The sequence below is a fragment of the Neoalteromonas arenosi genome (assembly GCF_030362855.1).
Taxonomy (GTDB): domain Bacteria; phylum Pseudomonadota; class Gammaproteobacteria; order Enterobacterales; family Alteromonadaceae; genus Alteromonas_E; species Alteromonas_E arenosi.
Genome location: NZ_JAUCBP010000006.1, coordinates 96892 through 123378, shown reverse-complemented (window position 1 = coordinate 123378; position 26487 = coordinate 96892). Strand labels below are relative to the sequence as shown.

The window sequence follows — 26487 nt, the reverse complement described above, 5'->3', positions numbered from 1 at the left end:
CTATTCTGCACAGCTAAATAAACAACAGGAACGATGACCGATGAGTGAGTGGCGGCCAGATAGCTGGCGCGAAAAACCGATATTGCAACAACCAACATATAAAGATACAGCGCTTCTGGCAGAGGTCGAGCAGCGCTTAGCCACGTATCCGCCGTTGGTATTTGCCGAGGAAACTCGTCAATTGCGTAAGCAATTAAGCGATGTTTGTTTAGGTGAAGGCTTTTTATTGCAAGGCGGGGACTGCGCAGAATCATTTGATGAGTTTAACGCCCCGAAAATTCGTGACACCTTTAAAGTGTTACTGCAGATGGCAATTGTTTTGACTTTTGCGGGGCGCTGTCCGGTGACTAAAGTTGCACGAATGGCCGGTCAGTACGCCAAACCTCGCTCAGCCGACACCGAAACGATCAACGGTGTTACTTTACCCAGCTATCGCGGCGATATTATCAACAGCTTTGAATTTACACCTGAAGCGCGTGAGCCCGATCCTAATCGTCTGCTCGATGCCTACCATCGCAGCGCATCAACACTAAACCTGTTGCGTGCCTTTGCCCAAGGTGGTCTGGCGGATCTACAGCAGGTCAATCGCTGGAATATGGCGTTTGTTGAAAACAACCCACTCAAAGAGCGTTACAGTGATATGGCAACGCGGATCCAAGATACGCTCGACTTTATGAACGTGATTGGAATCAATGCCAGCAATACAGGAACCTTGCATGAGACTTCGCTGTTTACATCGCACGAAGCATTATTGTTGAATTATGAGCAATCGCTAACGCGTATCGATACTTTAACCGGTAAGCCTTACGACTGTAGCGCTCACATGGTGTGGATCGGTGAGCGTACACGTCAGCTCGACCATGCGCACATTGAATTCTTCCGCGGTATCCACAACCCAATCGGTGTGAAAATTGGTCCATCAATGCAAGGTGATGAGTTAATTAAGCTGATTGATGCCTTAAACCCAGATAATGACCCAGGACGCTTAACCTTGATCACGCGCATGGGCGCCGACAACTTAGCTGAAAATCTTCCTGCACTGTTACGCCGCGTTAAGTCCGAAGGCCGCAATGTGGTGTGGAGTTCAGATCCTATGCACGGCAATACGTTTAAAGCGAGTAGTGGCTATAAGACCCGTGATTTCGAAGCAATTCTACGTGAAATCCAGCAGTTCTTTGCCGCACATGAGCTCGAAGGTACCCATGCAGGTGGTATACACTTGGAGATGACCGGACAGCACGTGACTGAATGTACCGGTGGCGCTTACAAGATCAGCGATGATGATTTAGCCCAAGCTTACCAAACACAGTGTGATCCGCGGTTAAATGCTGATCAGGTCTTAGAAATGGCGTTTTTGGTCGCTGACCGTTTGAGAACCCATCGATAAGCTTTTGTTTGCAACGAAAAAAGGCATCCTTGCGGATGCCTTTTTTATTCTCTCACAGAGTGTAACAATTTAGTCTGCCGATTTTCGTTGCTGCGCAGCCCAAAGCGCAGCATAAGCACCTTGCTTGTCCAATAAACTTTGGTGGTCGCCTTGTTCAATAATCTGACCTTTGTCGAGCACGATGATATTGTCAGCATCGACGATGGTAGAGAGGCGATGAGCGATCATAATACTCGTATGGCCTTGGGCAATTTCTCGTAGTGCTGCCAATATCGCTTGTTCAGACTGCGAATCGAGCGACGAAGTGGCTTCATCAAATACCATAATCGGCGGGCGTTTAAGAATAGTGCGCGCGATGGCCACCCGTTGTTTCTCGCCTCCGGATAGTTTCAGGCCACGCTCACCTACAGCGGTGTTTCCGCCTTCAGGTAGCCCAGCGATAAATTTATCTAAATGGGCAAGGCGTATCGCCTCTGCAACCTCCTCATCGCTGGCATCAGGGCGCCCATAGCGGATATTTTCTTCAATGGTGTCATTAAACAAAACGGTGTCTTGGGGCACTATGCCTATGTGTTTGCGTACCGACGCTTGGGTCACATCAGCAAGTGACACGCCGTCGATACTAACCGTGCCACTTTGCGGATCGTAAAAGCGAAATAATAGTTTAACAATTGTTGATTTGCCTGAACCACTTTCACCGACTATTGCTACTTTAGAGCCGGGGGCAACGCTAAAGCTAACACCTTTTAAAATTTGCCGATCAGGTCGGTAACCAAATGCAACGTTATCAAACACAATAGTGCCGGTATCAACGGTCAAATCCGCAGCATTGGGTGTATCTGTGACCTGTGGCTTTTTAGCAAGGAGATCAAACAGGTTCTCTATGTTCGCCAGTGAGCCTCTGATTTCCCGATACACAAATCCCAAGAAGTTAAGCGGCATAAAGATTTGCATGGTAAAGGCGTTAATCAGCACAAAATCACCGATAGTCATGGTGCCATTAGCTACATTAATCGCCGCCATTGCCATCATGCTAGTCATCGCAGCCGCGATGATAAAGGCTTGCCCGCCATTTAACGCAAATAGTGACAAACGGTTTTTGCGTCGCGCTGTTTCCCACGTAGCCAAATCGCTGTCATAGCGGTTGGCTTCGTATTGTTCATTATTGAAATACTTGACCGTTTCAAAGTTTAACAAGCTGTCGACTGCACGTGTTGTGGTGCTGTTATCGGCTTGATTAACCTCACGTACAAAGCGCGTGCGCCAGTCAGTAGCTTTTACTGAAAAGCTCACGTACAGCACTACTGAACTCAGAATGATAGCAGCGAAAGTAAAGCCATAGTTGTAGAACAGTATGCCAACAACCATGATAATCTCGAGCAACGTTGGGCCAATATTAAACACCATAAAACGCATTAAGAAACTGATCCCGCTCGACCCGCGTTCAATGTCCCGAGAGAGCCCTCCCGTTTGACGACTGAGGTGAAAATCTAAATCTAGTTTGTGTAAGTGTTTAAATACCGTGAGTCCCAACCGGCGCATCGCTCGTTCAGTGACACGACCGAATAACGTATCGCGAATTTCACCGAATAACACATTGGCAAGGCGCAAGCCACCATAAGCAATAATCAATGCAATCGGTGCAACCAAGATTTGTTCAGCAGTGGTATCGAGATTCAGTGCATCAACTGTGTATTTGAGTACAAAAGGCAAACCGACACTGGCGACTTTTGCCGCAACTAAACACAAGATGGCAAGCCAAACGCGTTGTTTGAACTCTGTTAAGTAAGGCCAAAGTTGTTTGAATATTCGCCAGTTAATTGGCTTGTCTTGGTCGTTGTTGGCGCGGGAGCGACGCATAAATTCTCATCAGTTAACTATTACTCTAACAGTGTGCCACAACTTGGTTTGTTTCGTTATTCGCAAAACAAATTTGCTATGCCCAGCAATCCAATATTCAGTTTTTCTCGAATAATCTTGTAACAAAGTTCGGATTTAAGTTGATTAATAATTCGCCTAAGCTGGACGGCAACATAAGGAGAACATCATGCGTGATTTGCAAAAGTTAGTCGGTGGCCTGTCTAAATCGGGTGCTTTAAGTGGCTTTTTAGGCGGTGTAGCGGGTGGCGGTTTAACCAGTATGGTAACCAGTAAAAAAGGCCGCAAGGCTGGCGGCAAAGTACTTAAGTACGGTGCGCTTGCAGCCGTTGGTGGGTTGGCTTGGAAAGCCTACAAGCAATATTCGGCTAACCAACAAGGTCAACAAGCCGGTCAACAACACCAAGGCCAACCGCAACAAGGTTATCAGCAGCCACAGCAACAACCGCAAACACTCGCGGCTGATACTTACACGCCTGATCCGCGCCGTATCCATGGACAAACCTTTGATTTCGCACCTGCGACGATTTCGCAACAATCGTTTGAGGAAGTCGTTGATGAAAGTAATGAGGGAGGACAACTCATTCTAATGCGTGCCATGATTGCAGCAGCGTATGCCGACGGTCATATTGATGAAAACGAACGGCAAAATATTTTCAATCAAGTTGAGAGTATGGAGCTGAGTATCGAAGAGAAGGCCATGCTGTTTGATGAACTGCGCAAGCCAATGTCTATGCATGAATTGGTTGCTGCTGTGCCTAATGCGCAGACGGGTATTGAAGTTTATGCAGCCAGCGCCAGTGCGATAGATTTAGAGCAGCCAGTGTCAGGTCAGTATTTACAGGCGCTAGCCAATCAATTGTGTTTACCGAGAGAGTTGGTGAGTAGTATTCATCAGCAATTGCAAACCGCGTAAACACTGAGTTATAGTCGACGTCAGCAATAAAACTAGCTCCGAGCCTGTCTCTCTACGTAACAATCAAAAGTTTATATGAGATTCAGGCCAGCGCATCGAACCTTGGTGTGCGCGGGTTGGCCGAGAAATTTGCCAGCCTCCCGAAAGCTCAAGCTTTAATTTGGAAAGGTGTTAACGTGCTAGAAGATAAATTTGGTCGCAAATTTAAGTATTTGCGGCTGTCCATTACTGATGTTTGCAACTATCGTTGTGACTATTGTCTACCGGACGGTTACCAAGGGGATAAGCCTGAAGGCTTTTTGTCACTGGAAGAAGTTGACACCTTAGTCAGTGCCTTTGCGAATTTAGGTACAGAAAAAGTACGCATAACTGGCGGTGAACCGAGCCTGCGCAAAGACTTACCCGACATCATTGCCAGGGTTAAGCAGCATCCCAAAATCAAACACGTTGCGCTAACAACCAATGGCTTCTTGTTGGAAAAGCAGGTTGAACACTGGGCTAAAGCGGGCTTAGATTCAATCAACATCAGTATCGATAGCTTGGATCCTGCAATGTTCAATGCAATTACCGGTCATGACCATTTAGATCGCATTTTACGCGGTATAGATAAAGCGCTCGCTTTGGGGTTAACGGTTAAAGTCAATGCGGTGTTGATGCGCAAAGTTAATCAACGTTCGCTGCAGGGCTTCCTCGATTGGGTCAAACAGGTGCCGATTACATTGCGTTTTATCGAACTTATGCAAACGGGGGATAACAAGGTATTATTTGATGCCCAGCATGTATCTGGTGAACCGCTAAAACGAGATCTGCTTAGCCAAGGTTGGGTACCAATATTGCGGGACAAAGTCGCCGGACCTGCGCAAGAGTTTTCGCACGCTGAGTATGCCGGTAAAATTGGTCTTATTATGCCTTACAGTAAAGATTTCTGTGCGACCTGTAACCGTTTAAGAGTCACTGCTAAAGGTGATTTACACTTGTGTTTGTTTGCCGACAATGGGTTATCGTTACGCGAGGAACTCATATCTGGTGATGTGGAACGAGTGGAACAACGCTTGGTGGCGCTATTAGGCGATAAACATGCGACGCACTATCTGGATGTGGGCTTTACCGGTGCGACAAAACACTTAGCCATGTTGGGGGGGTAACGTGGTTACAGTTGTTCCTACAGAGCATCTAAGTTTTCGGTTGCTTGAGCCCAATGCTACTGACGCAGTGCTGCTGTGGGAACTGGATCAAGATCCCGAAGTCATGCGCTTCATCAATGGCGGAAAACCGACATCAAAAACTGAGATAGACCAGGTGTTTTTGCCACGTTTGATCAGTTACACCAATCCCGAATCTGGCTGGGGAATGTGGGGCGTTTTCGACCAGCAACAGTTTGTGGGCTGGATCTTAGTCCGGCCGATGAACTTCTTCAGTGAGAGGCCCAAACTAGCGAACCTAGAACTGGGTTGGCGATTTAAACGTTCAACTTGGGGCAAGGGAATAGCAACTGAGGCCGCTCAACAGGTCATGCGTTCTATCCGTGAACAAACTGGAGTGACATTGTTCAGTGCGATTGCGGTAAAGGAAAATACGGCTTCAATTCGGATCATAGAAAAGCTTGGGATGCAGTTTAAGTACTCTGGCATACACCATGACCCACTCGGCGATATGCAAGTCGATACCTATACGGTTAAGTTAGATTGATTGCCATACATCCTTTTTGCTGAGCTAAGCGTATAGCTCAATACATGTCTTAAACAAATCTAGGAAAAACTATGAATCGCATGGCGAAAATGAGTCTGTTATTGGTGCTAATGCTCAGTGGCTGTATCAGTTGGGTGTTTGCCAAAAGTCCGTTTAACGATATGCCATCAGGTGAGTACAAACTGGATTTGACCCACGCCAGTATTGTTTGGAAGGTCTCTCATTTGGGACTCTCTGACTATGTCGCACGCTTTGCCGACTTCGACGCCAGTATTGATTACAATGCCAGTGATGTTACTGAAAGCGTTGTTACCGCGAGTATTAATCCGCTATCGATCCAAACGGCTTACCCGTTAGCTGACGAAAAAGACTTCAACCAAATTCTAGCGACCGATAAATCTTGGTTTAATGCCGGTCAATTTGCCAGCATTGATTTTCAATCTACCAAGATAACAATGACAGGTGAAAAAACCGCCGAAATGGTGGGTGATTTAACCTTTTTGGGCGTTACCAAACCCGTTACTTTAAACGTTACTTTTAATGGCGCAATGTTACGTCAACCTTTTAGCGGCAAACCAACAATGGGCTTTTCAGCCACTACCAGCCTTGAGCGTTCGCAATGGGGAATGACCAAATACGTACCTAATATTGGCGATGAAGTTGAAATTATGATCGAAGGCGAATTTGCCAAAACTGACGACTAATTTTGCGGCCTTCAACAATGAGCTCACCCCATCGCTATCACTCCATTGCCATAGTCCTCCATTGGGTCATCGCACTGGCGTTGCTGTTCATGTTTGCCAGCGGTCTGTATATGGTCAACGTCGATATCAGTAAAGCGGAGCAGTTCCGATGGTTCCAAATACATAAAAGCGCTGGCGTTCTGATGTTGTGGGCGATCGTTTTGCGGCTTATTGTTCGATGGTTTAGCAAGCAACCGTCATTACCTATAGAAATACCCCAAAACGAGCACAAACAAGCGCTATGGGGCCATCGACTATTGTATGTCGCTCTGATACTGATGCCGCTGACCGGCTGGATGATGGTGTCTGCCAGTTCGTTTGGTTTACCCACCATCGTATTTGATTGGTTTAAGTGGCCGCACATACCTGGCGTTCGTGGAAATGAAACAGTGGAATCGCTTGCGCGTTTGAGCCATTGGTATATCGCGCTAGCGTTTATGGTATTTATCAGTATCCATATAGCTGCGGTTGTGAAACACAAATACCGTGACAAAGTGAACTTATTACCGCGTATGTGGTGGAGTCGAAGTCAATGAAAACAATGATAATGTGGCGCGGAGTAGCGTTTGGTTTTATGGCGCTGGGTTTTCATACGCTCGCTCAGCAGGCTGCCCAGCAGTGGGTGGTTGATGCAAATCAGAGCTCGGTTCGATTTAGTGGCGAGCATGCGGGTATGACATTTAATGGACAGTTTAATGATTGGCAAGCGACACTTGTTTTGCCGCCGGCGGAGGCACCGTCGATTAGTGCCGAATTTGTGGTTTCATCAGCTGAAACTGGTGATTTTACCTATGACAGTACGTTGCCAGAATCTGAATGGTTTGACGCGGAGAATTACCCCGTAGCGCGCTTTATTAGCACCGAGATTACTAGCACCAATAGTGGCCAAGGCTATCAAGTGACAGGGGAGTTAACGATTAAAAATAAAACGCGACCGGTGAGCTTTGAACTTGTACAAAGTGCCGTTCAATTGTATCAGGCCGAATTTAGCATTGACCGATTAGCTTTTGATATTGGGGTTGAGTCGGACCCCGACGCCGAATGGGTCAGTCGAGAGATAGCGATTGAAATACAACTGCGGAAATAAAAAAAACGGCGCAAAAGCGCCGTTTTTAGAAATACCGATACACGTTGGTCAGAGCGCTCGTTTAGGCGCGAATCTGTCCATCACCATGCACTAAGTATTTTTCGGTAGTGAGTGACTCTAGTCCCATTGGGCCATAGGCGTGTAGCTTGGTTGTAGCAATACCAATTTCCGCACCCAACCCCAACTGGCTGCCATCAGAAAAGCGCGATGACGCATTCACCATCACGACAGAGGCATCGACACTGCGTTGGAATCGCTTAGCTGTGATCTCGTTTTCGGTACAAATAACTTCAGTATGGTTACTACCAAATCGCGCGATGTGAAGCATAGCTTCATCTGTGTCAGCCACGATACGTATAGCGATTTCCAAATCCAGATACTCTGCACCAAAGTCTTCAGTGTTTAATTCATGAATATCCGTATTGTATTGTTTGGCTTGCTGACAGCCGTTTATTCGCACGCCGTGATCTTTCAACAGCTGGATTGCTTTGGGCATAAACTCATCGGCGATATCAGCGTGCACAAGCAAGCCCTCAAGAGCATTACACACACCCGTGCGTTGAGTCTTACCGTTTTCGAGTAAGTTTAACGCTTTTTCGATGTCAGCATCTTTGTCTACATATAAGTGACATACGCCTTTAAAATGCTGAATAACCGGTACTTTACTGTTATCGGTGACAAAATTGATCAGTCCTTCTCCACCTCGTGGGATGATGACATCAATCAACTCGCGTTGCTCCATCAGTTCCATCATATGAGCGCGGTCTGGGTCGGGTACTACCGAAATAAGCGCTTCAGGTAAACCGTGCTGATTTAATACCGCTTGCAAAACCTCGGCTATTGCTAAACTACTGTTTAGGGCCTCTTTACCACCACGCAAAATTACGGCATTACCGGATTTAAAGCACAGGGCTCCGGCGTCAGCAGTTACATTGGGGCGAGCCTCATAAATCATACATACAACGCCTAATGGCACACGCATTTTGCTGATCTTAATCCCGTTAGGACGCTCACCTAAGTCACGCTCTGCACCAATTGGGTCATCAAGTTCGACAATAGTCTCAATACCAGCAGCCATATCTTCGATACGCTCTGGGTTTAACGTTAAACGGTCAATCATTGATAGCGCTAAGTTGTTTTTGTGCGCTTCGACCAAATCTTTTTCATTGGCGGTGAGGATACTCAACTGTTGTTGTCGCAATGCCGTTGCCATATCGGTCAACACCTGGTTCTTTTTGTTCTCATCAAGCACCGCTAGCGCGCGAGCTGCTGTAGCAGCGGCTGTTGAAATAGTCCTAATTAAACTCATGATTCCTCCAATATTGCGATGTTGTTTTCTGACAAAATAGGGCCAGTGGTTTTTTGAAATTCGTCGGCATATTCCGGATTTTCTTGCTCTGCAATAAAACTCAACAAACAGCTACTGTAGTTTGAGCGTGCTTTGGCAATCTTTGTCCCGTCATCTTTGCGCACCAGTACCGTGTCGCCGACATTAAATTGCCCTTTGACTTCTTTTAATGCTGCTCCGGTCAGCGGTTCGTTGTGCTCTTCATCTTGCATATCAAAATGATCTTCAACGACTAACTCACCTTGTGCTCGGGTTGTATGGGTCATCCAGTGCTGATGGTCACTCAAAGGTTTTGCCAACGGCTGAAAGTGCGTGCCTGGGTTTTTACCCTGTAACAATTGGTTAAATGACAGTTCGGTAAATCCATTAACTATAAATGTGTCAATGCCGTGAGACGTTGCTTTCTCCGCCGCTTGGATTTTCGTTTTCATTCCACCAGTGCCCACAGAACTTACCGCGTCTCCCGCTATTGCATAGATCGATTCGTCTATGTTTGTCACCCAAGACAACAGCTTTGCATCGTCGTGCTTGTGGGGGTTTTTATCGTATAAACCATCCACATCAGAACAAATGATCAACGCATCCGCGTCAAATGCTGCAGCAACCATAGCCGACAAGTTGTCATTATCACCGACCTTTAATTTGTCTGTGGTAATCGTGTCGTTTTCGTTCACAATCGGCAAAATGCCATTGTTTACCAAGGTGTCTATTGTGGACCGAATGTTTTCGTAGCGGTCTCGGTTGCGCAGGTCTGCATGCGTTAGCAATACCTGTGCTGTAGCGAAATCAAATAATTTGTCCCACGTCGCCATCATCTCGGTTTGTCCCGCAGCCGCCATGGCCTTTTTAACGGCCAAGGTTTGCTCTTCTTCGTTGAAAAGATGAGCACCAGCCGCTACTGAGCCTGACGACACTAAAACGACGTCGATCCCACGTTCACGACAGCGCAGTATAAAATGCGCAATACTCAGTAAATAATGGCTACTACAGCCGTTTTTCTCTGGCGCTATTAACGCGCTACCGCATTTGATTACAATGCGTTTCCAATGGGTGTTATCCACACTAAACCTCTGGTTATGAATGTTGATTAACTAAACGTTGTGTCTCGGCAAAGTCGCGCTTAGCCTCTTTTGATGGCGCCGCATCCAATGCGGCAACAACAAATATTGTCACTGTACTTACGATGAACCCTGGTACGATTTCGTACACCAGTGAACTCAAGGTCTTGCCGTCTTCAAGAACTGGCAAATATATCCAAGCCAATACTGTTATTGCCCCTGAAATAATGCCTGCGATGGCGGCCCTATGGGTCAAGTTGCGCTTGTACAAACAGCACAAGACGAGTGGACCAAAAGCAGCACCAAAACCTGCCCAAGCGTTGCTCACGATACTTAAAATACTACTGTTCTTGTCCAGCGCTAGCAGCGCTGCCACCAAGGCAACCGCTATAACACCGACTCGACCTATCGTTACCGACCGCGAGGTGTCGGGCTCTCCTGAGCCTAGCACCCGATACAAATCTTCTGTCAATGAACTTGATGAAACCAACAGTTGCGACGAAATTGTGCTCATGATGGCTGCTAAAATAGCGGCAAGTAAAAAGCCGCTGATCAACGGGTGGAACAGAATCTCTGAAAATACGATAAAGATTGTCTCAGCGTCGTTAACGGAAATTCCGAACTTGTTCACGTATGCAATCCCCACCAAGCCTGTTGCCAGCGCACCAACTATGGTGACAAACATCCAGCTCATACCGATATTACGCGCCATACCGATGTCTTTAATTGAGCGGATCGCCATAAAGCGCACAATAATGTGTGGTTGGCCAAAATAACCTAGTCCCCAGGCCAAACTACTGATAATGGCTAGCAATGATAATGAGCCAAGGCCTTCAGTTAATGTCGGTATAGACTGCGTGGCAAACGCGTTCACTTCATCGACACCAGTGAAGCTTTGGAATGCGACTACCGGCACTAAAATCAGTGCTACAAACATAATGCAACCTTGAACAAAGTCAGTCATGCTGACTGCTAGGAATCCCCCAAGAAGGGTATAACTAACCACGACGCCCAAAGTAACGAACAGTCCGATGGTGTAATCGACATTAAATGCTGATTCAAACAGCTTTCCGCCCGCAACCAGCCCCGCACTGGTATAGACAGTGAAGAACATTACAATAATAACTGCGGCAGTGATCCGTATTGCGTGTTTGTCTTTGCCAAAACGGTTGGCGAAGAACTCCGGTAACGTCACTGCGTCGCCCGCAACTTCGGTGTAAACCCTCAGCTTTGGCGCAACAATCAAATAATTTGCGAGTGCTCCGGCAAGTAAACCGATGGCAATGTAAATTGTCTCAAATCCCACCAAGAACATAGCGCCGGGTAAACCCATCAGCATCCAGCCGCTCATATCAGAAGCGCCTGCCGATAATGCTGTTACCTGAGGACTAACCTTACGTCCACCCAACAGATAGCCAGACACACTGCTCGTAGAAGTGCGATACGCAAAAAGGCCGATCGCCAACATCACTAAAAAATACAAGCCAATGGAAATCCATTGCGAATGATCCATAATCTCCGCCATTAGTTTCAAAAGTAATAATTAGAATACGAACTATATTTTGCAGTTATTTGGATAATTTATCAACAACTCTTTATGGTATAGCGATAAAGATCCCGAAATATGCGAGTTTTTGTAATTATTTTTCAATAAATAAGCGTTATTGAAAAAATAAACTAATTAGTGTTGTTTATATTGTTGCGGTGATTATGATAACTTAATTATCTTACTACTTATTTGTGTTGGTATTATTTTGGATGCATACACTTAAATATCAGCGTATATTACCGGACAGAAGACTCAGCCTGTTTTTAGGGGGAGATGACATGGAAAAATATGACGAGTTGCTAATAGGACTCCGCCAGGTTATTCGCGCTATCGATTTGTACTCGAAGAAGTTGAACAAAGAGTCGGGTTTAACAGGGCCCCAACTCCTGGTATTACAGGCCATCGCCAATCGCGACGGTGTGTTAGCGAAACAAGTGGCTGACGCAATTAATTTAAGTTCGGCGACAGTGACAAGCATTTTAGATCGACTGGAAGCGCGCGATTTGGTTAAACGTGAGCGCTCCACGCAAGATAAACGCAAAGTATTGTTGCACCTCACAGAAAAGGGGGAGCAAGCAGTTGGGGATGCGCCAAAGCCACTGCAGCAACATTTCATAGACCGATTTGAAAAGCTCGAAGATTGGGAGCAAAACATGATGATCGCGAATATGCAAAGAATTGCTAAGATGATGAACGCCGATGATATCGATGCTGCACCAGTATTAGAAGTTGGTACCATTCAACAGCTATCGGAATAACCTATAGTCAATGTCACCGAAACGCTCAGTCTGTGCCGTTTGTCACTATCCTCAGACTACCTGTATTTGCAACGCAGTGGTGAAAGTTGATACCAACATAAAAGTCACTGTTCTTCAGCATCCGAATGAAACTGGCCATGCAAAGAACACTGTACGGCTGTTAGCACTGGTTTTGCCAACTTTGGATATTTGCGTGGGTGACAAGTCGGTGGATTTTTCAGCTATGCGCAAACGGCTTGGGCCCGATACCTTGGTTGTGTATCCCAGTGAAAGCGCAAAACCGATAACGCAATTAGCCAACAACAATACTCATTATCAACATATCGTGTTACTTGACGGTAGTTGGCGCCAGGCAAAAAAAATATGGCTATCCAACCATTGGTTAGCAGAGTTTGACAGTGCCATTATTGATTCCGAAAGAGCTACTGGATACACGATTCGTAAAGCGCCACATACCAATAGTTTGAGCACGCTTGAGGCTACCGCATTGATTTTAAATGCGATCGATGAAGTACCTTTATCTCCATTTTATTCAGCATTAACAGCGCTAACGACAAACTGGCAGAAGTACTCCATGCGTTGAACCTTTGCTGGAAAGCAAGAAACTAGAGGGGGAGTTGCCTAAACAACATCCTTTAAGTAGCTTTTTACATTGTGATAGCGCTGCTCTTGCTCTGGTGTGAGCTTGCCGTTCTCAATGGTGCGAATACAGTTCCTGATCAATTGCGGGGCTTGGTCGGTAAGCCCTTGCTCCTTTATCTCTACCGCAGTGGCTTGCAATAAATTGAGCGCAATGGAGGGGTTTTTGGGCATAATCGTAAACGCTTGCCGGAATATTTCTAGCGCTTCCTCTAAGTCGCCTTGCTGATAATGAGACACCGCCGCGTTGTTGAGCTCTTTGGGACTTGAGGTAATAGTGGTTTTCTCAACTTTTTCTTGTTCAATGTAGTGTAAGAACAGTTTGCCTTGCTCAGGGTTTTGTAAACAGCGTCGCTCAATGACGTCTATTATATTCAAGGCATGCTCAACCAATCCAACCTCGTGAAAGGCTTTGGCTTTATCGAGTAACCCTTCTAACTCTTCGGCTTCCCAGCTTTCGTTACTCAATTGACTCAGCAAAGCTTTTGCATTGTCGGTTTCATCTTGTAAATACAGTAAGCGTGCATCAATGACTTTGACCTGATCATCGACGTCAGCCTTGGGGAAGGACGACTTAAGCTGCTTGAGATATTCGGTTGTTTGCTTGACTAACTTAAATGTCTGAGACTCGTCGGCGGTCATTGCGAAGTCAATGCCGGCACGTGCCACAGCGAGATAATTCTCGGGTTTATCATGGATTGAATTTTTGGCGAATTTGACGATGCGTTTTGCGGCTTCAAATTGTGCTTCATAATCATGGGTTATCCGCGATAAATCTAATGCGGTCTTATGGCGACGTATGTTACGGGGTGAAATCTCGGTGGCTACCTCAACACTCTCCAGTGCATCATCAAATTCTTGTTGCTTGATCTGCAGCGCTGTAAGTAAATCATAAGCCGCCAATTTGCAGTCTGGTTTAAATGCTAGCTCTAGAATACGTTTTTCGGCATCTTCATCGTGATCAGTTTGAATCAAGCAGCGCACCGCACCAAGCTGGGCCCAAGCAAATGACTGAACATTTAAAATCGCTTGATAGAACTCTATGGCTTGCTCGTAATATCCACATTCTTCGAGTAATTCACCCTTGGTTTTGAGGGCGAGTGGAAAAAACTCTGAATTTTTCGGTTCGCTAAGAAACTGCTCGAGCAACGAAAGCGCCTTCTCTGGTAGGTTTTTTTCCATTAATTGATAGATTGATTTGAGCGCCTGCTTGCGTTGTAGAACACGTGACAGTCGTTTATCAAGTTCCCTAACAGTAAAGGGTTTGGCCAAAAAGTCATCGGGTTGCAACTCGACGATACTGTGGACTATGTCAGGTGTGGTATCTGCGCTAATAAATACAAATGCTGTACTTGGCGCTATATCGCCATCTTGTTTGAGTTGATCGTAAAGGTAGTAACCGTCTTGTTCGTTTTTTAAATCATAAGAACAAATAATTAGATCAAAGTGTTCACGTCGAATTGCTTGTAGGGCTTGGTTAACTTTGTCGATATATTCGATGTTATGAAAGCCAAGCTCCTCAAGCGAATACTTCATGTATCCCTTCGCTAAGACTTGATCGTCAATGACCAATACTTTGGATTGTCTGGCGAGTTTTAAATTCATAACGGTTACAGCTGCTTATCTATCTCCTTTTATCGTACGTTAGCACAGAATATTGAGAACTTATTGAGTTTCTGCCTGCTGTGCTGTTTGCGCAAAAAGTCGAGTTGCGTCTACCGCTGCTTTCCAGCGCGTGATGGATTTGCTGCGTTGCTCACTTGACATAGAGGCTTCAAACGTTTTATCGATGGGGTTTTGTGCTGTAAGTTGGGTTAAATCTTTATACAAACCACAGTGTAAACCAGCCAAGTATGCAGCCCCAAGGGCAGTGGTTTCCATCACTTGTGGTCGTACTACATCGATGTTTAAAATATCTGCTAAGTACTGGCAAACCCAGTTATTCGCCACCATGCCACCATCTACGCGAATACTGGCCACTTCGATGCCATCTTGCTGCATCGCGTTGAGCAAATCATGGGTTTGATAACACACAGACTCTAGTGCTGCTCGCGCAAGATGTGCTTCTGTGGTGCCGCGCGTTAAACCAAATACACTTCCGCGTGCATGCGGATCCCAATGGGGGGCGCCTAAACCGGCAAAGGCAGGGACAAGTACTACACCGTGACTGTCTTCAACAGTTTCTGCCAGTGCCTTTGTTTGTTTGGCGTTGTCAATGACTTTAATACCGTCGCGCAGCCATTGCACTGCCGCGCCAGCTATGAATATTGATCCTTCCAGTGCGTATGACGTTTTGCCATTAATCGAATAACCTACCGTTGTGAGTAATTGGTTGCTCGAGCGCAGAGGTGTTTCACCTGTATTAACTAACGCGAAGCAACCAGTACCATAGGTACTTTTGAGTGTTCCCGGTGTGAAGCAACATTGGCCGATGAGCGCTGCTTGTTGATCGCCAGCAACACCACCAATAGGGTATCTTTGATCGAGTAAGCCATCTGCAGTGGTGCCGAAATCATCTTCACTTTGTTTTATTTCAGGCAACACTGCGGCGGGCACATTGAAAAGCGAGAGTAGCTCATCATCCCACGCCAATGTGTGAAGGTTCATTAAATTAGTGCGACTGGCGTTTGTTGTATCTGTTGCGTGAACGACACCACCGGTTAGCCGCCAAATCAAGAAAGTATCAATCGTGCCAAAGGCTAAATCGCCAGCGCTTGCTCGTTGTCTTGCACCTTCAACATTATCTAATATCCAAGCAATTTTAGTTGCTGAAAAGTAAGGATCTAGACGCAAACCGGAGCGAGAGGATAAATCAATATTTTTACTACTCAGCTTGGCACAGATGTCTGCTGTACGTCGGTCTTGCCAGACAATGGCATTGTATATGGCCTTGCCGGTTTTGCGGTCCCATACCACAGTAGTTTCACGTTGGTTTGTAATACCGATAGACTTGATTAGGTACCCAGCTTCCTGAGCAATAGCGATAGCGTCTTTGCACACCGTTAGAGTGGTCGACCAAATTTCTTCTGGATCGTGCTCCACCCAGCCGTCATTGGGATAAAATTGTGTGAACTCGAGTTGTGACGAGGCGATGATTTCGGCGTTTTCAGAAAATACTATTGCGCGACTAGAGGTTGTCCCTTGGTCGATGGCTAAAAGGGCATTTTGGGGCATCGTCATTCACCTGTAACTGTGTGTAGTAATAATAGAAGCATAAAATATATCACTTGAATAGGTTTACCCGTCTTCCAAATGTCATATTTATCATATAAATTGAGTGTTGAGTAATCTAGTGTGTTGTCCAGCGCTGTTCAAGCGTTTATGGATAAGATATTTTGTAATTCTAAGAGGCACCGTCGAGAACAAACCATGAATATGAAGCAATTGCGTGAATCAAATCTCATAAAAATGGAATCTGAGTCTTTTGACGTATTAATTGTGGGAGGTGGGATAAATGGTGCCGTATCAGCCGCGTCTCTGGCTAAGAAGGGTGCTAAAGTCGCATTGATAGATAAAGGTGATTTTGCCGGTTTTACCAGTTCTAACTCGAGTAATTTGGCGTGGGGAGGGATCAAATACTTAGAAAGTCATGAGTACCTTTTGGTCAACAAGCTGTGCAAAAGCCGCAACCATCTCATGCGCGCATATCCTTCGACGGTTAAAGAGATTCGTTTTTTAACCACTTTGCAAAAAGGGTTTCGTTTTCCACATTGGTTTATTTTTCTGGGCGCGTGCCTATATTGGTTAATGGGACGGTTTTTTACGCAGCGACCGCACCTGCTAAATGCCCAGTCGATCAAGCAAATGGAGCCTGCGATCAATATCGCTAATGCGGCTGGCGGTCTCGAGTATTCTGATGCGTTTTTGTACGATAACGACGCGCGTTTTGTATTTAACTTTATTCGCAATGCGATGGATAACGGTGCATGTATAGCTAATTATGCAAAAGCTGATGATGCCAGCTTTGCCGATGGAATGTGGACAACTAAAGTAAGCTGTCAGGAATCAAACCGCACGTTTTCGATTAAATCCAAGACTGTAATCAATGCCTGTGGTCCCTATGTAGATGCATTTAATCAAATTACACGGGTAGAGACTCAGCACTCACATCTGTTTTCCAAGGGCGTGCATTTATTAGTACAAAAATTGACGAAGGTCGATAAGGTGCTAGCGTTCTTCGCTTCTGATGGGCGTCTGTTTTTTGTTATCCCCATGGGTAAACGAACTTGCATTGGTACCACCGATACGCAGGTGGATTCACCGGCTAGTTCGGTGACTGATGCAGATGAACAATTTATCCTCGACAACGTCAACCAGTTGCTTGATCTCGAAAAACCATTGACCAGTGATGATGTTATTGCTCGACGCTGTGGGGTTCGACCATTGGCCGTCAAAGGACAGGGGGGAGAGGCCGATTGGGTACAATTATCGCGCAAACACGCCATTGATGTTGATAAAGATAAGCGTTTTGTCAGTATTTTCGGCGGTAAACTTACGGACTGTATCAACGTTGGCGAAGAAGTAGCAGAAACCGTTCAATCGCTTGGAGTAGCGCTCTCTAAGCCAGACGATGTGTGGTATGGGGAATCAGGAGATACATTTAAGCAGGCGTTTTTAGAGCGCGCGCGGTTAATCGGTTTGGATGCAATGACGCCGGCGTACTGCTCTGAACCTTTAACGACTCGATTGTGGCGCCGCTACGATGCCAATGCGATTCAAATTCTCGATGAAATCCAACGCGATCCTAGTCAAGCCGAGCAACTGATTGAAAACGCTGAATACATTCGAGCCGAGTTGCACTATGCTGCTCGGCGAGAAATGATCACGCGCTTGGAGGATTTTTTACGCCGCCGCTCGAAAATTGAGATGGTGTTAACAAAAGACGAAATACTTGCGGCCAGAGGGTTAAAAGAAGCGTGCCAGATCCTGTTTGGTGATAAGGCCGATGAGAAGCTTGCTGAGTATGCCAATAGATAAGGTGAACAATATTCAAGGTAAGTCTCTTAAACAAGGCCTGTGAACACGGCATAAACGCATTACTTATTTCGCAGTGTTGTGTGGTTCACCTCTATATTGTCAATGTTTAAATAAAGTCAAAATGCCACATCCGTCACAGAGTACCAATCTGCCAGCACACTAATTTTCGGATCTATTATTGAAGAGACGACGCAAACATTGGTAACAACATAAAGGAATAAGTAACTTCAAATTTTGACCGTAAACGCATAAAAGCACTGCGTTTGTGAGACGCTTTTATCCCCTCAATCTCTATATAGACAAGTCAGAATTTCAAATCCTCTACGCCGTAAAAATAAATAATTATTTTACTATTTTTCGTTTGTTTTCAATGGTTTTAGGCGCTATAAAAAATTGCCGAATAAATTCGGTGTTTATCATGTTGAACAATAAATATACAGATTTCGCGATCTAAAATTTTGCTGTTTTTGTCGCAAGAAATCGAAACATCCACGGAACTCATTATGAAAACTTCAGAGTCTTTATTGACCAAACATTTACGCCGTGCATTAGGCGTTACAGCAACACTTAGTATTGTGGCAATTGCACCTGCGCATGCACAAGATGCACAAGAGCAAGCCCAAGATGTAGAGAAAATTGCGGTAGTCGGTACGCGTGCAGCTCCTCGCTCTGTAGCGGACTCTTCTGTACCGATTGACATCATTGGTACCGAAGAGTTTGCCAATCAGGGCTCTACCGATATGGTCTCGATGCTACAGACGTTAGTACCGTCGTTTAATGTCAACGATCAACCTATCAACGACGCGTCGACTTTAGTTCGTCCTGCCAACTTGCGCGGTATGGCGTCTGACCACACACTAGTATTAGTTAATGGCAAGCGCCGCCATCGTTCAGCTGTAATTACTTTCTTAGGCGGTGGTCTATCTGACGGTGCACAAGGGCCTGATATTTCGGTGATTCCATCGGTAGCATTAAAACAAGTAGAAGTACTAAGAGATGGCGCAGCAGCACAATATGGTTCTGATGCCATTGCAGGTGTTGTTAACTTTGTACTTAAAGATGACACAGAGGGCGGCGTAGTCGAATTCCGCACTGGCTCTTATTTTGAAGGCGATGGTGATATGTTTCAGATCGCAGCCAACGTAGGGGTACCATTATCAGACGCAGGTTTTGCTAATTTCAGTGCTGAATATCGCACTGCAGATGACACGTCGCGCAGTGTGCAGCGTGATGACGCTGCCGCATTGGTTGCTGCTGGTAATACTGCGGTTGCTGATCCAGCCCAAATCTGGGGTAGTCCAGAGATTAAGCATGACGTTAAGCTATTTGCCAACCTAGGTTTAGAGCTAAATGCTGATGCCGAAGCTTATCTCTTTGGTAATTACGCAGAGCGTGAAGTCGAAGGTGGTTTCTATTTCCGTAATCCGCATAATCGAGGCGGTGTTAACGATGGTGGCACCAATGACAATGGCGACCAATTATTGCTAGTTGGGGATTTAACACCAGACGGCACTGGCAATTGTCCGACTGATATCGTTGTGGGTGACAACGTGTTATTGAACCAACGTTATATAGACTTAGTTGCTAATAATCCTGACTGCTTTGCATTCAATGAGATCTTACCTGGTGGCTTTACACCTCGCTTTGGCGGAACTGTGAAGGACTCATCTTTGGTCTTTGGAACTAAAGGAGAGATCGCGAACGAGTGGGGTTATGACATAAGCGTAAATTTAGGTCGTAATGAAATCGACTTTGCGATTAAGAACACTATCAATCCTTCTCTAGGTCCTGATACACCATTTGAATTTAGTCCAGGTAAATACATTCAGTCAGAGCAGACATTCGACTTTGACCTGACCAAAGCCGTAGATATTGGCTTGGATGATCCATTGTATTTTGCCGGTGGTTTCCAATACCGCAATGAATCATATGAAAGCATCGCTGGTGATCCAGCATCATATGAGATTGGTCCTCTAGCATCTCAAGGCTTTGGTATTGGATCTAACGGATTCCCAGGGCTTTCCGCACGCAGTCAGGGCAAAGCGTCTCGTAACAACATCGCGCTTTACGTCGATGCTGAAATGTATGCGACGGAAAACTTATTGCTAACAGCAGCACTTCGTTATGAAGACTTCTCAGACTTCGGCAATACGACTAAAGGTAAAGTGTCATTCCGTTACGAATTAATGGAAGACATTGCTTTACGTGGTGCATTCTCAACAGGCTTTAAAGCGCCAACTATCGGCCAGAACAACGTGCGCAATGTTACTACTGCGTTTGGGACAGATGGTCGTTTAATTGACCGTGCAACATTACCACCGACTGATCCTATTGCTGCACAAGTAGGCGGTGAACCATTGCAACCAGAAGAGTCAGAAAGCTACAGTTTAGGGGTTGTAGCCAGCTTTGATAACGGTCTGTTTTTCACTGCGGACTACTACAATATTGAAGTTACTGATCGCATTAGTACCGTTTCAGGCATCGCGTTAACACAAGATGATATTGATGCGCTACTCGCTCGCGGTATTCGTGACGCATCGAGTTTCTCGGAAGTCAGTTACTTTGCGAATGACTTTGATACTACAACTGAAGGTGTTGATGTTGTTGCAAATTACGGCATGGAAATGTTTGGTGGCGACACTAAGTTTGCTTTGGCATATAACTGGACGTCGACCACAGTTGATCAAGCATCTGAATTCATCTCTGCAGATCGTATCCGTATGATTGAAGATAACCTGCCTGCTGTGCGTTATAGCTTGACGGCAAACCATACTAATGGCGATTGGCGCTTACTAGGACGGGTTAATTATGCGGGTAGTATTTTCGAAGACCACTTAGATTCGGGCTTACCCATTGATAAAGTTGGTTCTGAATTTACTTTAGACTTGGAGTTTGGTTACCACGTATCAGAAAACTTCGAATTGGTGGTCGGCGCGAAGAACGCATTAGACGAGGAGCCTGATCGCAATGTTCTGTATGACAATGAAATCGCAGGTTCAAAATTCCCAACCACATCTCCAATTGGGATAAATGGTGGCTTCTATTATGTACGAGGTTTATATACCTTCTAAGTGATTTGTCACCCTTTGAGGGGGCGATTTTCGCCCCCCGTTTTGTTAGGATTTACAACTCTGAGGAAACGCGGTAAATAATTCTCGATTTATTTGTACAAACGCAGAGTAAAAGCACAACAAACACACTGTAAAGTAATACAGACGTTCAGGTCTAAAAAAATATGACGAGAAAGTCGACACTAACGGTAACTTATTTAAAGTATCGCTCGAAATTGATGCGAGCAGTCGGAGCAATAGTTCCCTCAGAAGATATCGAGGACATTGTTCAAGAAACTTTTGTTAAAAGTTACGAAGCTAATTTAAAACAAGAGATTCGCTACGAGCGAACATATATGTTGAAGACAGCGCGTAATTTGGCACTAAATCATGTGGCTCGGGCTGAACACGTGCAGAGTCAACAGATTGAGGACATGGATGCGTTACCCCACGAACTGGTGGGATATACATTAGAAAAAAACGTTGAAAGTAAAGAGCGCTTTTTAAACTTTTGTAGAGCAACTGATACCCTTTCTCCAGATGTGAAAAGGGTCTTTTTATTAAAGAAAGTTTACGGTAAAAGCCAGCGGGAAATTGCAGAGCTCCTTGGATTGAGTGAAAGCACCATAGAGAAGCATGTTGCCAAAGGCTTGCTACTCTGTTCGCGGTATTTAAAAGAATTATCACAGAAAAGGGAGGATATTTCGGATTTGTCGGATGATCACTCCCCATTAAAAGATGGAAATAATCCATGAGTAACGTTCACAATTTCGACACACGTGAGGACATCAATGAGCAAGCGTGTGTTTGGATCAGCCGTATTGATCGAGGGCTGAACGAACAAGAAAAAGACCAGTTGTCCAAATGGATGGCAATCTCAAACGCCCACCGCGAGGTACTCTTTGAGTTGGCTAGTCTATGGGATGACATGTCGGTTATGCACCAATTAAGCAGTTTATTTCCATTAGAACAGCAGCCAACGACTCAAATCGAATCACGTTATAAGAAGACTAATTGGCAAATTGCAGCGAGTATCGCTTTTGTATGTTTAACTATCGGCGGCTTTTTATTCAGTCAGTGGAACACTTCACCAGATGCAATGGTAATTGCTGCACAACATGCGTCAACTCTAGTGGGTGAGCAAAGAAGTATTACGCTGTCGGACGGCTCGACTTTGCATTTGAATACAAATTCCGCTGTCAGTATTCGCTTTACTGGAGAAGAAAGACGCATTTCTTTACTTAGGGGCGAAGCCTATTTTGATGTTGCTCATGAAAAATCACGTCCTTTCGTTGTTGCGGCCGGTCGTAATACAGTGACAGCAATAGGTACTGCATTTAACGTTCAACTGGTCGAAGAGTCGGCATTTGAGTTAGTTGTAACAGAGGGGCGAGTTTTGGTCCAAGATAAAGCCGAGCAAAGCGCTATCGAGGGTGCGAAAATTCTGAGCGGCCAAAATGCTATCGTTGACCAGGGGCTGATTGTATTCTCTGGTGAAAAGGCAACGGTAGATGCAAGTATTAGCGATCGCAAAACGGTTAGTCAGGATCTTGTCGCCGACGATTTAGCGTGGCAAAAAGGCATGTTAGTGTTTAAAGGGGAAACGCTAGATGTGGTCTTGAAGGAAATCACACGTTATACACCCATGCGTTTTCAAATCTCTGATGAAGCGTTAAAGAGGCAGCGCGTTGCTGGTTACTTCAAAGTGGGTGACATCGACGGCTTGTTGAATGCGTTGGAGAATAGCTTTTCAATCAAAAACGAGCGGGTGTCAGAGTATACAATTCTACTTTCTCAAGGAGCCTAAAGGCTCCTTTTTTCTTCCCATTAGGCACGGTTTTCGGCGCACTTAAGCGCTTTACCTCGACAAATCATTGTTATTCCAGCGTTGATATTGTAGCGTTATGCTTACATTTTGATGCTGCACGTAAATTGCATGTAGATTTAAGTCAAATTCAACTAAAAGCCGAAATAAAACAATAATAAATTACAATGCGGTTAGAATTTAACTCGTGTGTTTATAATTCGATTGTCATAAACAAAATTGACGGTCGTTATTCTTATCAAATCTCTCTAATTTGCCTGTTCAAGAGAGTCGTTAGCTCGCGTCTAACTTGGAGTAAACTTTTCGATGACTAGTTGGTTATCGCGCCTCTTATCAGGAATTAACAGGCTGTGGGTTGGAGGAGTACTATTTCTCAGTCCTATCGGACTGGCACACGCCCAGTATGCTATATTTGATATTCCATCTCTTAGAGCTGATGAAGCTTTAATTCTTTTCGCCAAACAAGCGGACATAACATTATTGTTTCCGTTTGATGAGGCTGAAACTTTTACCACTCAATCATTAACCGGCGAATTTACTCATCGCGAGGCGTTAGAGTTATTACTCAAAGATTCAACCTTGATAGTTGTGCAGGATGAAAGTGGTAAGCTAAGTGTCCAAGTAGCCCCATCAGACACTGCCGAATTGGTAGATGGTAATGATGACGGCTCTAACGATGAATCGGCCTATAATTCAACTGTAGAGCAGATAGCTGTAGTTGGTAGCCGAAGCTTACCGCGTACCGTAACTTCGTCACCGATTCCAATTGACGTGATTAATACAGAGCAGCTATCCCAGCAAGGTGAGACAGATGTGCTTGGAATGTTGAGCAATCTTGTACCTTCGCTAAATGTTAACGATCAGTCTATTAATGATGCTGCCAGTTTAGTACGTCCTGCCAACCTAAGAGGCATGGCTTCTGACCATACCCTGATACTTGTGAATGGCAAGCGCAGGCATAGAAGTGCTGCTATCACGTTTTTAGGCGGAGGGTTGTCCGATGGTGCGCAGGGCCCTGATGTATCTGTTTTGCCCGCTTCAGCGATCCGGCAAGTTGAGGTGTTGCGCGATGGTGCTGCGGCTCAATATGGCTCCGATGCCATTGCTGGCGTAATTAATTTTGTCCTTAAAGAAGACTCGTCTGGGGGGCGTGTTTCTGTGCGCGGTGGATCTTTCTTTCAAGGCGATGGTGAGGATTTCCAGGTACAAGCCAATGTAGGGGTGCCGCTAGGCAGTCAAGGCTTTGTTAACGCAAGTGCTGAATTTCGTCAACGTGACGCGACGAATCGCGCAGTTCAACGAGCGGACGCGCAAATGCTGCGCGACGCTGGTAATGGCTTTGTAGCAGACCCGGCTCAATATTGGGGCACTCTTGATGTCGATGACGATGTCAAATTTTCGATTAATGCGGGGGCTAACATAAACGATGATTTGCAATGGTACAGTTTCTCCAATGTGGCCCGTCGGAAAATAGAAGGCGGTTTCTATTTTCGCCATCCCCACCTGAGACGCGGCGTCTTTGCTGCGCCTAATGGCGGCCAAGGACAATCCCAATTGCTAGTCGGCGATCTCGATGGTTTGAATCAGGGCATTGAGTGTCCGACGATACTGATAAATGACAACAATGTTCTGGATGAACCAGGTTATCTGCTTATTGCTAACAATACGACAGCGATTGGACAGAATTGTTTCGCGTTTAATGAAATTCTTCCCGGTGGTTTTTCGCCTCGATTTGGCGGTCGCGTCGAAGATGCAGCTTTCAATATGGGAATAAAGGGCTTTTTTGCTGATGATTGGGCATATGATCTTAGTGTGAGTTTGGGGTATTCAGGAATTGATTATTTAATTTCAAATACGGTAAATCCATCCCTTGGGCCAGATTCTCCTACTGAATTCGCTCCCGGCGGAGCAAGGCAGATAGAGCGGACGATAAGCTTTGATATCACTAAATTTATGGATGGCATTATGGATGAGCCTATCCATATTGCGGCAGGGCTTGAATGGCGCAAGGAGAGTTATCATCAAAAAGCGGGTGAAGAAAGTTCTTATCAAGCAGGTTTCCTGGCATTAGAACCAGATTCTGGACTGAGTCAGGGGTTTAGCGTCGGTTCGAATGGTTTTCCGGGATATACACCACAATCAGCAGGGTACTGGAGCCGCAGCAATATGGCGGTATATTTTGATGTAGAGACCTATTTGAATGACTCATATTTGATGGGAGCAGCTTTGCGGTACGAGCACTTTAATGACTTTGGAGCAACATTCGAAGGTAAAGTGACTGGCCGTTATGAACTAAGTGATCTTGTCTCGCTTAGGAGCTCAATCAGTACCGGGTTTAAGGCACCGACTGTAGGTCAAAGTAACGTTATCAATGTAACAACTGCATTTTCAGAAAGAGGCCTTGAGGACCAGGCAACATTGCCTCCCACAAATCCCATATCAATTCAGGTAGGGGCAACACCATTGCGTCCCGAGGAGTCTGTGAACAAGAGCTTAGGCTTGGTTTACTATTGGCATGACGGACTATTTGTAACACTTGATTACTTTCACATCACACTGAAAGACAGGATAAGTACAACATCGGCAATTCAATTATCTCAAGACGATATTCGCTCCTTGACCCGTGTTGGCGTTCCGCTGAGTGAGATATTTGAAAGTGTAAAGTTTTTTACTAATGACTTTGATACAACAACCCAAGGAATTGATGTAGTCATTAACTATGAGTTTACGAGTGGTCGAGTACAAAACTCGTTTTCTGGCTCTTTAAACTGGACCCAAACGGAAGTTGATAGAGTCACGCTTTATCCACGCATAAATGCGCTGGGTGGGCTGGAGCCTGTTTCAAATCTGACGCCCGCTCGAATCCACATGTTGGAGGATAACTTACCCGACTTCAGAGCCGTATTTGCTTTGAATCAGTCATTTAATGATTTCGACTTTCTTTGGCGACTGCGTTATTTTTCAGGTTTCTATGAGGACCATTTGGACGCATCAGCTGGTTTGGATATCGAAGCGAGTGCCGAGACCGTCTTTGATGTAGAGCTCAGTTATCGCTTTAACGAAAACTGGCGAATGACCATCGGCGCGCAAAATTTCTTTGACAATCGACCGTCCGAAAACCCCTTCAGTGATTTGGCTGGTGCCAGGTATCCACCCACATCTCCACTTGGTATGAACGGTGGATATTATTACGCCCAAATGAGTTATTCATTTAATTGATATCTAGGGAAAAGTGGTGAACGCTGCTGCGGTTGGTTACCACGTAATTGAATCAGCTCGCCTTCGAATTTACGGAAATATTTAAAAAAAGAAGTGGTGGACACTGCTGCGGTTGGTTACCACGTAATTGAATCAGCTCGCCTTCGAATCTACGGAAATATTTAAAAAAAGAAGTGGTGGACGCTACTGGGCTTGAACCAGTGACCCTCGCCTTGTAAGGGCGATGCTCTCCCAACTGAGCTAAGCGTCCATCTAAGAATGTTAACCGCGCGGTGTAAAGGAATAAAGTGGTGGACGCTACTGGGCTTGAACCAGTGACCCTCGCCTTGTAAGGGCGATGCTCTCCCAACTGAGCTAAGCGTCC

The 26487-nt window shown here is 45.4% G+C and carries 20 protein-coding genes, 2 tRNA genes and 1 riboswitch; of the genes, 14 read left to right on the top strand and 8 right to left on the bottom strand.

What is annotated here, in order from left to right:
• The first annotated feature begins 40 nt into the window (after positions 1-40).
• Positions 41-1387, top strand: a complete 1347-nt coding sequence (locus tag QTP81_RS04780; protein ID WP_289364096.1) for a class II 3-deoxy-7-phosphoheptulonate synthase — start codon at positions 41-43, stop codon at positions 1385-1387.
• A 69-nt stretch (positions 1388-1456) separates the two neighbouring features.
• On the opposite strand, the gene QTP81_RS04775 is transcribed toward QTP81_RS04780, so the two are convergent.
• Positions 1457-3247 (bottom strand): ABCB family ABC transporter ATP-binding protein/permease, encoded by a 1791-nt coding sequence (locus tag QTP81_RS04775; protein ID WP_289364095.1) that lies wholly within the window; start codon positions 3245-3247, stop codon positions 1457-1459.
• 187 nt (positions 3248-3434) lie between these two features.
• Here QTP81_RS04775 and QTP81_RS04770 point away from each other — a divergent pair, with 187 nt between their 5' ends.
• The 6 genes from QTP81_RS04770 (at position 3435) to QTP81_RS04745 (ending at position 7700) form a co-directional block, all read left to right on the top strand.
• A complete protein-coding gene (locus tag QTP81_RS04770) occupies positions 3435-4181 on the top strand; it encodes a tellurite resistance TerB family protein (protein ID WP_289364093.1) in 747 nt (248 codons plus the stop codon).
• A 24-nt stretch (positions 4182-4205) separates the two neighbouring features.
• A riboswitch (molybdenum cofactor riboswitch) is annotated at positions 4206-4368 on the top strand.
• Positions 4358-5326 carry a GTP 3',8-cyclase MoaA gene (gene moaA / locus QTP81_RS04765; RefSeq protein WP_289364092.1) on the top strand — a complete coding sequence of 323 codons (969 nt, stop codon included), beginning with the start codon at positions 4358-4360 and terminating at the stop codon, positions 5324-5326. It overlaps the preceding riboswitch by 11 nt.
• Before the next feature lies 1 nt (position 5327).
• Positions 5328-5870, top strand: coding sequence for a GNAT family N-acetyltransferase (locus tag QTP81_RS04760; RefSeq protein WP_289364091.1), 543 nt, complete (start codon positions 5328-5330; stop codon positions 5868-5870).
• A 71-nt stretch (positions 5871-5941) separates the two neighbouring features.
• Positions 5942-6574 (top strand): YceI family protein, encoded by a 633-nt coding sequence (locus QTP81_RS04755; protein WP_289364090.1) that lies wholly within the window; start codon positions 5942-5944, stop codon positions 6572-6574.
• Between the two features lie 17 nt (positions 6575-6591).
• On the top strand, positions 6592-7149 hold the full coding sequence (locus tag QTP81_RS04750) for a cytochrome b (protein ID WP_289364089.1): 558 nt from the start codon (positions 6592-6594) through the stop codon (positions 7147-7149).
• Complete coding sequence (locus QTP81_RS04745; RefSeq protein WP_289364088.1) at positions 7146-7700, top strand: YceI family protein; 555 nt, start codon at positions 7146-7148, stop codon at positions 7698-7700. The genes QTP81_RS04750 and QTP81_RS04745 overlap by 4 nt, the downstream gene beginning before the upstream one ends.
• Before the next feature lie 61 nt (positions 7701-7761).
• Here the strand turns inward: QTP81_RS04745 and QTP81_RS04740 are convergent, their stop codons facing one another.
• The 3 genes from QTP81_RS04740 to putP are packed head-to-tail and all read right to left on the bottom strand — an operon-like array spanning position 7762 to position 11619.
• The gene (locus tag QTP81_RS04740) at positions 7762-9009 is read right to left on the bottom strand and encodes a glutamate-5-semialdehyde dehydrogenase (protein ID WP_289364087.1); all 1248 of its coding nucleotides are present in this window, start codon (positions 9007-9009) and stop codon (positions 7762-7764) included.
• Positions 9006-10109 (bottom strand): glutamate 5-kinase, encoded by a 1104-nt coding sequence (proB, locus tag QTP81_RS04735; RefSeq protein ID WP_289364086.1) that lies wholly within the window; start codon positions 10107-10109, stop codon positions 9006-9008. Before proB ends, QTP81_RS04740 begins: the two co-directional genes overlap by 4 nt.
• Positions 10110-10122: 13 nt before the next feature.
• On the bottom strand, positions 10123-11619 hold the full coding sequence (gene putP, locus QTP81_RS04730) for a sodium/proline symporter PutP (RefSeq protein ID WP_289364085.1): 1497 nt from the start codon (positions 11617-11619) through the stop codon (positions 10123-10125).
• 314 nt (positions 11620-11933) lie between these two features.
• On the opposite strand from putP, the gene QTP81_RS04725 reads away from it, so the two are divergent.
• Entirely contained in the window at positions 11934-12413 is a 480-nt protein-coding gene (locus tag QTP81_RS04725) for a MarR family winged helix-turn-helix transcriptional regulator (protein ID WP_289364084.1), read from the top strand.
• A 10-nt stretch (positions 12414-12423) separates the two neighbouring features.
• A complete protein-coding gene (locus QTP81_RS04720; RefSeq protein WP_289364083.1) occupies positions 12424-12996 on the top strand; it encodes a tRNA-uridine aminocarboxypropyltransferase in 573 nt (190 codons plus the stop codon).
• 38 nt (positions 12997-13034) lie between these two features.
• On the opposite strand, the gene QTP81_RS04715 is transcribed toward QTP81_RS04720, so the two are convergent.
• Together QTP81_RS04715 and glpK are read right to left on the bottom strand one after the other, a co-directional pair.
• Positions 13035-14657 (bottom strand): response regulator, encoded by a 1623-nt coding sequence (locus tag QTP81_RS04715; protein WP_289364082.1) that lies wholly within the window; start codon positions 14655-14657, stop codon positions 13035-13037.
• A gap of 60 nt (positions 14658-14717) precedes the next feature.
• Entirely contained in the window at positions 14718-16226 is a 1509-nt protein-coding gene (gene glpK / locus QTP81_RS04710) for a glycerol kinase GlpK (protein ID WP_289364080.1), read from the bottom strand.
• A gap of 201 nt (positions 16227-16427) precedes the next feature.
• Here glpK and QTP81_RS04705 point away from each other — a divergent pair, with 201 nt between their 5' ends.
• The 5 genes from QTP81_RS04705 to QTP81_RS04685 all read left to right on the top strand — a co-directional run bounded on the left by QTP81_RS04705 (position 16428) and on the right by QTP81_RS04685 (position 26123).
• Positions 16428-18029, top strand: a complete 1602-nt coding sequence (locus QTP81_RS04705; RefSeq protein ID WP_289364505.1) for a glycerol-3-phosphate dehydrogenase/oxidase — start codon at positions 16428-16430, stop codon at positions 18027-18029.
• A 503-nt stretch (positions 18030-18532) separates the two neighbouring features.
• Positions 18533-21100 (top strand): TonB-dependent receptor plug domain-containing protein, encoded by a 2568-nt coding sequence (locus QTP81_RS04700; protein WP_289364078.1) that lies wholly within the window; start codon positions 18533-18535, stop codon positions 21098-21100.
• 164 nt (positions 21101-21264) lie between these two features.
• Positions 21265-21834, top strand: a complete 570-nt coding sequence (locus QTP81_RS04695; RefSeq protein WP_289364077.1) for an RNA polymerase sigma factor — start codon at positions 21265-21267, stop codon at positions 21832-21834.
• Positions 21831-22886, top strand: a complete 1056-nt coding sequence (locus QTP81_RS04690) for a FecR family protein (protein WP_289364076.1) — start codon at positions 21831-21833, stop codon at positions 22884-22886. Before QTP81_RS04695 ends, QTP81_RS04690 begins: the two co-directional genes overlap by 4 nt.
• Before the next feature lie 324 nt (positions 22887-23210).
• A complete protein-coding gene (locus tag QTP81_RS04685) occupies positions 23211-26123 on the top strand; it encodes a TonB-dependent receptor plug domain-containing protein (protein WP_289364074.1) in 2913 nt (970 codons plus the stop codon).
• 174 nt (positions 26124-26297) lie between these two features.
• Here the strand turns inward: QTP81_RS04685 and QTP81_RS04680 are convergent.
• Together QTP81_RS04680 and QTP81_RS04675 are read right to left on the bottom strand one after the other, a co-directional pair.
• A tRNA-Val gene (locus QTP81_RS04680) sits at positions 26298-26373 on the bottom strand.
• A gap of 38 nt (positions 26374-26411) precedes the next feature.
• A tRNA-Val gene (locus tag QTP81_RS04675) sits at positions 26412-26487 on the bottom strand.

Coding starts and splice junctions, on each gene's coding strand:
- glpK (WP_289364080.1), bottom strand. CDS start 16,226: ATGCCCCAAAATGCCCTTTTAGCCATCGACCAAGGGACAACCTCTAGT.
- QTP81_RS04740 (WP_289364087.1), bottom strand. CDS start 9,009: ATGAGTTTAATTAGGACTATTTCAACAGCCGCTGCTACAGCAGCTCGC.
- putP (WP_289364085.1), bottom strand. CDS start 11,619: ATGGATCATTCGCAATGGATTTCCATTGGCTTGTATTTTTTAGTGATG.
- QTP81_RS04775 (WP_289364095.1), bottom strand. CDS start 3,247: ATGCGTCGCTCCCGCGCCAACAACGACCAAGACAAGCCAATTAACTGG.
- QTP81_RS04750 (WP_289364089.1), top strand. CDS start 6,592: ATGAGCTCACCCCATCGCTATCACTCCATTGCCATAGTCCTCCATTGG.
- QTP81_RS04705 (WP_289364505.1), top strand. CDS start 16,428: ATGAAGCAATTGCGTGAATCAAATCTCATAAAAATGGAATCTGAGTCT.
- QTP81_RS04780 (WP_289364096.1), top strand. CDS start 41: ATGAGTGAGTGGCGGCCAGATAGCTGGCGCGAAAAACCGATATTGCAA.
- QTP81_RS04695 (WP_289364077.1), top strand. CDS start 21,265: ATGACGAGAAAGTCGACACTAACGGTAACTTATTTAAAGTATCGCTCG.
- QTP81_RS04745 (WP_289364088.1), top strand. CDS start 7,146: ATGAAAACAATGATAATGTGGCGCGGAGTAGCGTTTGGTTTTATGGCG.
- QTP81_RS04715 (WP_289364082.1), bottom strand. CDS start 14,657: ATGAATTTAAAACTCGCCAGACAATCCAAAGTATTGGTCATTGACGAT.
- QTP81_RS04725 (WP_289364084.1), top strand. CDS start 11,934: ATGGAAAAATATGACGAGTTGCTAATAGGACTCCGCCAGGTTATTCGC.
- QTP81_RS04685 (WP_289364074.1), top strand. CDS start 23,211: ATGACTAGTTGGTTATCGCGCCTCTTATCAGGAATTAACAGGCTGTGG.
- QTP81_RS04755 (WP_289364090.1), top strand. CDS start 5,942: ATGAATCGCATGGCGAAAATGAGTCTGTTATTGGTGCTAATGCTCAGT.
- QTP81_RS04690 (WP_289364076.1), top strand. CDS start 21,831: ATGAGTAACGTTCACAATTTCGACACACGTGAGGACATCAATGAGCAA.
- QTP81_RS04770 (WP_289364093.1), top strand. CDS start 3,435: ATGCGTGATTTGCAAAAGTTAGTCGGTGGCCTGTCTAAATCGGGTGCT.
- QTP81_RS04700 (WP_289364078.1), top strand. CDS start 18,533: ATGAAAACTTCAGAGTCTTTATTGACCAAACATTTACGCCGTGCATTA.
- QTP81_RS04720 (WP_289364083.1), top strand. CDS start 12,424: ATGTCACCGAAACGCTCAGTCTGTGCCGTTTGTCACTATCCTCAGACT.